This is a genomic window from Micromonospora sp. DT15 (assembly GCF_049841475.1).
Lineage (GTDB): Bacteria > Actinomycetota > Actinomycetes > Mycobacteriales > Micromonosporaceae > Micromonospora.
The window spans coordinates 20,293-28,760 of sequence record NZ_JBNCKJ010000018.1 but is presented as its reverse complement, the minus strand read 5'-3'; the positions used below and the strand labels follow the sequence as shown (position 1 = coordinate 28,760).

The window sequence follows — 8,468 nt, the reverse complement described above, 5'->3', positions numbered from 1 at the left end:
CGGGGGGGGGGGGGGCGCTGTTTGCGGGGGGGGTGTGGCTGGCGGGGTGTTCCCGGTGTTGGGGGGGGGGGGGGGGGGGGCGCCCTCCGGTACTGCGTGGCGCTCAGGCGCTCGGCTGCTTGCCGATCCACTTCTCGTAGATCGTGTTGTACGTGCCGTCCTGCCTGGCCTTGGCCAGCACCTCGTTGATCTTCTTGAGCAACTCCGGGTTGGCGTCCTTCTTCACGGGGAAGCCGTACTGCTCGCCGGTGTCGAACTCGGCGGCCACCTCGAACCCACCCGGGTTCTTCTTCAGGTACTCGGTCCAGACCGGCAGGTCGTTGATGGCGGCCTCGACCTGGCCGTTGGCGACGGCCTGCTGGAGGGCGGCGAGGTCCTCGAACTCGACGAGCTTCAGGCCCTTCTCCGCCTCGAGCTTCTTGGCGTAGTCACGACCCGTGGTCGCCGCCTGGACGCCGAGCTTCTTGCCCTTGAGGTCGTCGAGGGACTTGTACGTCTTGCCGGTCTTCACCAGCATCGCCTGAGTGGCGTCGAAGTACGGGTCGGAGAAGTCGATGACCTTCTTCCGCTCCTCGGTGATGGTCATGCCGGCGGCAGCCGCGTCGCACTTGCCGGTGTTGAGGTCCTGACCGGACTTGATCCCCTCGAACGGGGTGTCGACGATCGTCTGCTCGACGCCGAGTTCCTTGGCGACCAGGTCCATGATCTCGACGTCGAAGCCGGTCACCTTGCCGCTGGCGTCCTTGGACTGGAACGGCGGGTAGGGCAGGTGGGTGCAGACAGTCAGTTTGCCGGCCGTGACCAGCTTGACCCCGCTCGCCTGGACCTCGCTGTCGTCCTTCTTCGCGCAACCCGCGGTCAGCGCGAGGGCGGTGACGGCCACGACGAGGCCGGCCTGACGGACGACGCTTGGGAACCTCACGGCTGTGCCCCTCCGATTCGGCTTCCAATTCACAGAAAGCCAATCTGGTTCATAGACTTTGCGATTAGCGACCGTACCCGATCCGGCGCGTCGCCCCCAGATCACGCCGTGACCGCTCGGCGGACCCGGCGGGGCGCGCTCAGTCGACAAACCCGACACTTGCCCCGCAAAGGGCCTCAGCCACCGGTTCCCTCGGCCGCTCCGTCCGGGGTGAGGGCCCCTTCGTGGGGGTCTGTGTCCAGGAACACATGCTGGTGGCCCTGGCCGGAGTCGACGCTGATCTGATCGAGCTGGGTCGCCGCGACCGACCAGATCGTCGCGGCTTCGGCCGCCTGCCGCGCGGTGACGTCCAGCAGGGCCGCCCGTTGCGCCGCTGGAACGCCGGCCGCCAGCGCGTACGCGTCGACGGCCAGCGACGCCTGCTCGACCGCTCCGCGCAGGCCTCCGCGCGCCACGTTGGTGGCGGTGGTCCCCGACGGCGGCTCGGCGAACGGCTCCGCCGCCTGGCGCATGACCCCCTGCCACTGGCGCGCCTGCGCCGGGTCCGGCGCACGTCCGGCCGTCGTCTCCGTCTTGATGGCGGCCAGCACCGGGGCGACCTGGTCGCGGACGCGCCGGGCCGTCTCGATCAGCTCCACGATCTGCTGAGCGTCCCGCTTCGCCTCGTCCTGCTTGATGTTCGCGATGGTCGCCTCGGTCGCGTCCGGACGGCCCAACTGGTAGCCGATCAACCCACCGAGCAACGCGGTGACCAGTGCGATCACGCCCGCGACGGCCACGAAGCGCACCGTGCGGCGGTGCCGCACATCGGCCTTGTCCAGCTGGTAGGAGGGTCGGCCGGTACGGCGCGCCATCGCATCTCCTCACATCGATGGGGTGGGGCCAAAGGTTAACTGCCCCGTGACGTCCGTCAATAGGGCCGATCGGTGCGCTCCCTGCCTGTCTGCACCCTCCCGTGGCTACTTAGCCGCTTTGGGCGTTTTGCCCTCCTTTGGGTGCTTATCGTGATCCTTGCGCCGCTGGCACCGGCCCACGACAACCAACCGCGTTGCACCGAGGAGGACAAATTGACTGAACCGACAGGGACGGCAGTGGACAAACCGAGCAGTCGAGGCCGCTCTCGCAAGCTGAAGGCCATCCTGGCCGGAGGGATCGTCCTCGGCCTCGGTGCGACGATCACCCTCGCCGCCTGGAACGACTCGGAGTACGCCACGGGCACGTTCACGGCAGGCAGCTTCAGCATGGAGGGCAGCACCAACGGCACCACCTACGCCGAGCACCCCACCGCCGGCACCGCGGCCGCGTTGACCTTCAGCACCGGCTTCGACGACATCAGCCCCGGCGACGTGGTCGCGGCGCCGTTCGCCGTCCGACTGACAGCGGCCACGACGTACGACGCGACAGTCACCGTGGCGTCAGCGACCCCCGCCCCGGCCGGGTTCGTCGGCCTCACCTACGGCATCGCGACCGTCCCCGCCTTCGCCGACTGCAGCGCGACACCCACCACCCCGACCTGGATCGTGGCGCAGGGCACCCCGCTCAACTCGGTGGCCGGCGCGGTGCCGTTCAACCTGACGCAGGGCACTCCCCCCACGACGCCCGGCGCTCCGGTGAACCTCTGCTTCGTCGTCACCGCGGGGGGCACCCTGGTGCAGGGCACCACGGTCACGGAAACCTGGCAACTGTTGGCCGAGTCCGTCTAGGTGATGGCCGTGGTCAACCGTCGGACGCCGGCCGGAACACCACGGCTTCGCCGGACCCGTGCCGTACTCGCTGGCGCCCTCGTTCTCGGCCTGGGAACGACGTCCACGCTCGCCGCGTGGACCGACAGCGAGTACGGCACCGGGTCGTTCGGCGCCAGCGTCTTCGGGACCGAATCGCAGACCGCCTCCAGTAGTTGGGCCAGCCACACCCCGGTCGCGAACGCCGCGACCCTGGCGTTCAACGCGACGGCGATGTCCCCCTCGGTGTCGTTCTACGCCTTCCTCGACATCCGGACGACCTCGACGACGAATGTCGGCGGGGCGGTCGCGCTGACGAGTTCGTCGAACAACTCCGGCGCCCTGCTGCCCGCGCTCGAGTACCGGGCGGTGCGGACCCCCACGACCAGCACCACGTGTGCCGCCGCCGCCTTCTCCGGTTCACCCACCTGGATCGTCGGGCCCGGCTACTCCGCCATCACCGCGGTGCCCGGCTCACCCGTGTCGTCCCCCATCACCGTGCCGGCCGGCGCGACGCCGCAGCTGAGGTTCTGCTTCGAGGTCCGGGTCCAGTCCGGCGCCAGCAACGCGTACCAGGGCACGACCGGGGTCGTCACCTGGGAATTCACTGCCACGTCTACGTGAAGGATCTGCAGATGGTGGGACGCGAACGTCGACGGCACGGCACCCTCGCCCGGGTCGGCGACCTGGTGCTGACAGTGCTCGCCGTCGGTGGGACGGCCTGCGTCGTCCTCGTCCCGCTGGCGTTCTTCTTCGACATCTCGCTCATCCTGTTCAAGACCGGGTCGATGAGCCCCACCATCCCGGCCGGGTCACTGGCCGTGGTGCGGGAGATCCCCGCGTCCGAGGTCCACGTGGGAGACGTCGTCACCGTCGACCGCACACCGCTGCCACCGATCACCCACCGGGTGGTCGACATCGCCAACGGCGGTGGGCCCACCCGCCTGCTCACCCTGCGGGGGGACGCGAACCAGTCGAACGACGCCGCGCCGTACGCGGTGAGCCACGTGCGGCTCGTGCAGTGGTCGGTGCCCAGGCTCGGGTACGCGGTGCGAGCCGTCTCGAACGTCTTCGCCACGAGTCTCATCACGGTCGGGGCAGCCGCGATCGTCACCTGGGCGTTCTGGCCGCGCGGGGGCGAGCCGGGGGCCGGACGACAGCGCGCGTGGCGCCGTCGGCGACCGGATTCGGCGGTGCCCGACGAGGCGGGGGCAGCGCCGGAGGTCGGCACCCAGCCGAGCGGCACGGGACCGCGTGGCGACTCGACAGTGGGACGCATGCTGGTCGTGCTGGCGGTGCTGCCGGGCGTTGCCGCCGCGGTACTGGCGACGCCCGGTCAGGCCCGCGCGGACACCACCGAGGAGGTCATTCGGAGCAGGTACCTCACGCTGGTCTCGGTCGGCGACAACGATCGCATGGCGAACCTGGCGCCGGAGCAGCCCGTGCCCTGGCAGGTGGGCGTCTCGGCGCACGCGGAGCAGCCCGGCGAGGTGACCATCTCGCTGTCCGCGCTGGGCCCTCTCGCCGTCCGAGCGGACGGACTCCAGGTGATGGTCGCCGTCTGTGCCATCCGCTGGGTGAAGGATGCCTGCCCCACCGGCCAGGGTGAGCAGGTCCTCGCCGACGGTCCCGCCACCAGGCTGGCCGCGCACCCGGTCACCATCAGCTCGATGCGCGCCGATCAGCAGCGTTGGGTGCTCGTCACGGCGAGTCTGCTCGCCAACGCGGTGGCCTCGGGGTCGGCGGAGCTGGTCGTCACGGCGACCGGATTCGGCGACAGCGCATCGGCGGGCGGCACTGTCGGCCCGCTTCCGCGCACCGGGACCAACCTGTGGACACCTTTGCTGGCCGGTGGCGGTGCGCTCGTCACCGGCCTGCTGCTCATGCGCGCCGCGCGCCGGATCAGGGTGGGGCGGCCGTGAGGCGCCTCCGCGTGCGGTCTCTGCCGGCCCGGGAGCGAGCCGGCCACGTCCGGCGGCGCTGGCTCGCGGGTGCTGCCGCCCTGCTGCTCGCCGGCACCGCCGTCGTGCTGGCACCGCCGCAGTCGACGCTGGCCGCCTGGACCACCACCGAGTACGGTCGCGGTTCGCTGCAGGCCGGGACGGTCAACCCACCGACCAACCTGCAGTGCACCGCAGGCGTGCTCACCCCGCCGACCTTCACCTGGACCCTGCCGGTCGGCGGCCTGACCCGCAGCGGCTTCACGTGGTCGCTGTCGGGCGGCTTCACCGGCGGCGGGACTCTCGGCGCCAGCGCCACCTCGGTCACCGTCCCCGGCGGGTTGCTGAGCATCGGAACCGGCACCTTCAACCTGGTCGCGAACGGCCCCGGCGGCTGGACGTCGACACCGGTCACCGGAACGGTCGGCATGCTGACGGCTGTCCTCTACTCCTGCAGCGTTCCGTAGACCGGGTAGCCCCACTCGGCCAGGGACTTCTCCAGCACCCGTTCCATCGCGGCGAGTTGTGCCGGGCTGAGTTCGTCCCGGTACGCCTCCGCCCGGCCCACTGTGAAGTCGTACCGGGAGAAGCCCTTCTCGAAGGCCGTCGACCAGCCCAGGCCGAGGAAATCGAGCATCCGGCTCACCTGCTCGCGCGGTTGCTCGACCAGGTCCTCGTAGCGCACGTCCAGCCACTGGTCGGCCGGGTGACGCAGCCGGGCCTGCGCGAACGCGTCCATCAGCATCTTCCAGCCCAGCGCGGCGAGTACCTGGAAGGAGCGACCGGATTCGGCCCACTCCTCCCGAAGGTCGGACGGGAGCGAGCCGTAGATCCAGTTGTCCGGCCCGCGCCAGCCGTCCCACCAGCCCATCTGGAGCCACGAGTTGGCCACCGCCCGGCCGTCGCGCACCACGTTGACCACCCGCAGCTCCGGGTACGCGGCGTGCAGCAGGCCGGTCCGCGGCCATCCGGTGACGTGCTGCACCAACTGCTGACAGCCCTGCCGCGCGATCCGCTCGTCGAAGAAGGCCCGCAGCCGCCGTGCCACGAACGGGGTCAGGTCCTCGGCGAGCAGGTCCCGACACGGTCGGGAGAAGCCGGCCAGGACCTGCCGGTCGAGCAGGTGGTACGCCTCCGACGGCGCGACCCGGAGCCGACCCCGCTCCAGCAACCGTCGACTGTGCCGCAGCGAGGTCATCCCCGCCGGGCGCGGCGCCGAACGCCGGTAGAGCGGGCCGTTGAACCTGCCCTTCGGGTTGAGCCGGGCCAGTTTGTCGTCCAGACCGGAGACGAAGCCGACCGCTGGATGCCGGGAGAGCAACTCCTGGACCAGTGTCGAACCGCAGCGACCGGTGCCCACCACCAGTGAGAGCATCGTTCAGCCTTTCTGCCGGGTGGCGGGTGACGGGGAGACGGCCGGGTCCGCGGCGAAGCGGGCGGCGGGAGAGGTGGCCGCCGGGCGGCGCAACGGGTAGCCGAAGCGGGTCAGCGCCACGGCGGTCAGCCCGGTCACCACCGCGTACGCGCGGGTGGGCAGCCCGGTCAGCCACTCGCTGTCGGCGACCACGTCGACCAGTCCGGTGCGGTGCCGCGACGGGTTGCCGGCCACCGAGTGGGTGGGCGCGAGCCGTACCGTGGCCGGGGTCGGAAACGGAAGCTCGTCGGGGATCGCGACGACGAAGCCGGCGATCCGGGCGGTGGCACCGGCCGGGTCGGCCACGAAGTCCTCGTACCGCACCCGCAGGTAGCGGCCCGGCGCACGGCGACGGTCGCCCCACAGCCGTACGGTCGCGGTGTTCCAGACCAGCCAGAGCAGCGCGGCCTTGCCGACCGGTGGGCGGCTCATCAGCTGGTCGTCGGCACGCCCGTCCAGCGGGCGTCGGCGACGCCACGAGTACGCGGTGGCGCGCGGGTCGCGCACCACGTGCAGGACGTACAGGTCGATGCCGGGCAGGCCGCCGAGCAGGGCCCCGTACGGCGGCAGCTTGGAGGAGTCGACGATGACGCCGTCCGACCGGCCGGCCAGGGCGTGCTCGGCGATCGAGGCGTAGAGCCGGGCCAGGTGCGTGTCGTCGGGGTGGCCCGCGACCGGCGGCTGCCCCCGACGATGGCGGCGCAGCAGTGCGGGCAGTCCGCGCAGCCGCAGCCGCTGGGCCAACCGGGCGGCGATCCCGGCCGGGTCGGCGTCGGTCAGGTCGGCGCGCACCCGGGCCCAGAGCGGGCAGTCGGCGACCGGGGCGCCGCAGCCGCAGGGTCGGTTCTCCAGGATGCCGCGCCGCCACAGGTACCGCAGCTCGCCGGCCGCGAAGAAGCCCGGCAACTGTCCCAGGACCGTGGTCACCAGCGTGCTGCCACTGCGACCGCTGCCGGCGAGGTAGAGCACCCGTACCGGGCTCACCGGGCCGCTCCCCCACCGGCGGCGGCCCGGCGCGACGGCAGCGCCTCGGCGGCCTCCGCGTACAGCCCACGGATCCGGTCCAGGTGCCGGTCCGGGGCGAACTGGGCGGCGATCTTCGCCCGGCCCGCCCGGCCCATCCGGTACGCCCGGTCCGGGTCGGCCAGGAGGTCGTTGAGCGCGTCGCCGAGGGCCGTCGGCGCATCGGCCGCGACAATGCGGCCGTCCACCTCGGGTTCGACCAGCTCGGGAAGCCCGCCCAGGTCGGTGGCGACCACCGGAACACCGCAGGCGAACGCCTCCAGCACCGCCATCGGTTGGTTCTCGTGCCATCGGGACGGAACGGCGACCACTGTCGCCGACCGGATCAGCTCGTGCAGGCGCGGCTTGTCGAGACGGCCGTGGAACCGGACCCGGCCGGGCACCCGCCGCGCGGCGAGCGCCTCCAACTCCGGCCGGGCCGGGCCGTCGCCGGCGATGTCCACGATGACCCCGTCCGGCAGCGCGGCAGCCGCCTCGATCAGCACGTCGACCCCTTTCTCCGGCGCCAGCCGCCCGGCGAAGACGACACCGCCGCCGGGCGTCTGCTTGGCCGCGACGCCGGTCAGGTCGACGAAGTGCTTGACCACCCGCAGCCGGTCCGGGTAGACGCCCGCGCGGCGCATCACGTCGGCAAGGAACCCGCTCGGGCTCACGAAGAGCTGCACCGGGTCGTACGCGTCGAACTGCCGGTGCAACCAGGACTCGACGGCGAGCAGGCCACTGCGCGACAGCGATCCGTCCTTGCAGCGGCGACGGGCCGCCTGCAACGGGCCACCGGTGACGCACGCCTGGCAGGGACGGCCCCGGTCCAGCAGCTGGTAGCTCGGGCAGGCGAGCTTGTAGTCGTGCATGGTCAGCACGCACGGCACACCGGCGGCGCGGGCGGCGGCGAGCACCGACGGGGAGAGCTGGTGGTAGATGTTGTGCAGGTGCAGCACGTCCGGCCGAAAGTCGTCGATCACCCGGGCCAGCCCGCGGCGGCTCGTCGGTGACCACAGCATCCGGCCGACGGCCACCGCGCGGGGCCGCACCCCGCTCGGCGCCGGCTCCAACTCCACTTCGGACGGGAACCGCGCGGCGTACGGCAGCGGCGACTCGTTCTCCGGGTGGCTCATGCCGAAGTAGGCGACCGTGTCGCCGGCGACCCGTTGCAGGTCGGCGAGATCGAGCAGATACCCCTCCGCGCCGCCACGGCGGTAGAGGAACTTGTTCACGTGCAGCACGCGCATCGACTCGCCCTGCTCACATCGATCGGGCGATCCGGGCCCGGGGGTGATGACCGGGGTCTGCCCGCCCCGACCAGGGCCCACGGTATGCAGGGCAGGTCGGCGAGTCCAGCTCACGTTTGGCATGTGGCTGAACGGGTGATCTTCGTCTGCCCGTGCGGTCCGCGGCCTGGCCTCCCGCCATGATCTCCAGATAACCTGGCTGCCGCCGGTCACACCCGC

9 protein-coding genes are annotated in these 8,468 nt (G+C 71.8%); 4 read left to right on the top strand and 5 right to left on the bottom strand.

Going from position 1 to position 8,468, the window contains the following annotated elements; translation table 11 throughout:
* Positions 1-103: 103 nt before the first annotated feature.
* Positions 104-922, bottom strand: coding sequence for a basic amino acid ABC transporter substrate-binding protein (locus ACLQ3F_RS30170; RefSeq protein WP_357224121.1), 819 nt, complete (start codon positions 920-922; stop codon positions 104-106).
* Between the two features lie 176 nt (positions 923-1,098).
* Positions 1,099-1,776 carry a hypothetical protein gene (locus ACLQ3F_RS30165; protein ID WP_387353812.1) on the bottom strand — a complete coding sequence of 226 codons (678 nt, stop codon included), beginning with the start codon at positions 1,774-1,776 and terminating at the stop codon, positions 1,099-1,101.
* Between the two features lie 213 nt (positions 1,777-1,989).
* On the opposite strand from ACLQ3F_RS30165, the gene ACLQ3F_RS30160 reads away from it, so the two are divergent.
* From ACLQ3F_RS30160 to ACLQ3F_RS30145, 4 genes are read left to right on the top strand one after another with little or no spacing between them, the layout of a single operon-like run.
* The gene (locus ACLQ3F_RS30160; protein ID WP_425852975.1) at positions 1,990-2,625 is read left to right on the top strand and encodes a SipW-dependent-type signal peptide-containing protein; all 636 of its coding nucleotides are present in this window, start codon (positions 1,990-1,992) and stop codon (positions 2,623-2,625) included.
* Between the two features lie 9 nt (positions 2,626-2,634).
* A complete protein-coding gene (locus ACLQ3F_RS30155; protein WP_357224129.1) occupies positions 2,635-3,267 on the top strand; it encodes a SipW-dependent-type signal peptide-containing protein in 633 nt (210 codons plus the stop codon).
* 11 nt (positions 3,268-3,278) lie between these two features.
* Positions 3,279-4,565: a signal peptidase I gene (locus ACLQ3F_RS30150; protein ID WP_425852972.1), complete on the top strand. Its 1,287-nt coding sequence runs from the start codon at positions 3,279-3,281 to the stop codon at positions 4,563-4,565.
* An 11-nt stretch (positions 4,566-4,576) separates the two neighbouring features.
* A complete protein-coding gene (locus ACLQ3F_RS30145; protein WP_425852971.1) occupies positions 4,577-5,050 on the top strand; it encodes a hypothetical protein in 474 nt (157 codons plus the stop codon).
* Here ACLQ3F_RS30145 and ACLQ3F_RS30140 read toward each other — a convergent pair.
* The 3 genes from ACLQ3F_RS30140 to ACLQ3F_RS30130 are packed head-to-tail and all read right to left on the bottom strand — an operon-like array spanning position 5,029 to position 8,249.
* Entirely contained in the window at positions 5,029-5,958 is a 930-nt protein-coding gene (locus tag ACLQ3F_RS30140; RefSeq protein WP_425852969.1) for a sulfotransferase family protein, read from the bottom strand. The two genes, ACLQ3F_RS30145 and ACLQ3F_RS30140, sit on opposite strands and share 22 nt — an antisense overlap.
* Before the next feature lie 3 nt (positions 5,959-5,961).
* Positions 5,962-6,981, bottom strand: coding sequence for a sulfotransferase (locus tag ACLQ3F_RS30135; RefSeq protein ID WP_425852967.1), 1,020 nt, complete (start codon positions 6,979-6,981; stop codon positions 5,962-5,964).
* Positions 6,978-8,249 carry a glycosyltransferase family 4 protein gene (locus ACLQ3F_RS30130; RefSeq protein ID WP_425852966.1) on the bottom strand — a complete coding sequence of 424 codons (1,272 nt, stop codon included), beginning with the start codon at positions 8,247-8,249 and terminating at the stop codon, positions 6,978-6,980. Before ACLQ3F_RS30130 ends, ACLQ3F_RS30135 begins: the two co-directional genes overlap by 4 nt.
* Positions 8,250-8,468 lie beyond the last annotated feature (219 nt).

Coding starts and splice junctions, on each gene's coding strand:
- ACLQ3F_RS30165 (WP_387353812.1), bottom strand. CDS start 1,776: ATGGCGCGCCGTACCGGCCGACCCTCCTACCAGCTGGACAAGGCCGAT.
- ACLQ3F_RS30150 (WP_425852972.1), top strand. CDS start 3,279: ATGGTGGGACGCGAACGTCGACGGCACGGCACCCTCGCCCGGGTCGGC.
- ACLQ3F_RS30140 (WP_425852969.1), bottom strand. CDS start 5,958: ATGCTCTCACTGGTGGTGGGCACCGGTCGCTGCGGTTCGACACTGGTC.
- ACLQ3F_RS30130 (WP_425852966.1), bottom strand. CDS start 8,249: ATGCGCGTGCTGCACGTGAACAAGTTCCTCTACCGCCGTGGCGGCGCG.